The 343-nt window shown below is 49.6% G+C and carries 1 protein-coding gene; it reads left to right on the top strand.

The annotated features are described in order from the left end of the window. The coding region (locus ACYP03_RS24980; protein ID WP_459782523.1) for an EamA family transporter at positions 1-326 on the top strand (326 nt) is incomplete at its 5' end. Positions 327-343 lie beyond the last annotated feature (17 nt).

Here is a 343-nt window from a genome sequence, read left to right on the forward strand (position 1 = left end):
TTTGGGTGAAATTTATGTTTACCGATGAACCGCCAATGCAGTTTGATCTCTTGGTGATCAGAGACTTGCTATTGGCCGGCCTTGCCATGGGCGGCGGCTACGCATTATGGAATATCGGGATCCTGCGCGGCAATATGGTGTTGTTAGCAACGCTGTCTTATTTTGTCCCAGTGTTTTCGACCTTTTTATCTGCGCAATTACTGGGACTGACATTAACCGCAACCTTCTGGCAAGGTGTCGTGATGGTAAGCCTTGCTTCCGTCCTTTGCTGGTGGATCACCCGTGAAAAAACAGCGCCAGCTCAGATGCAGGAAAAGGAAGCCTGATCTTCACAAAACCCGCG

This window comes from Photobacterium sp. R1, from assembly GCF_054600795.1.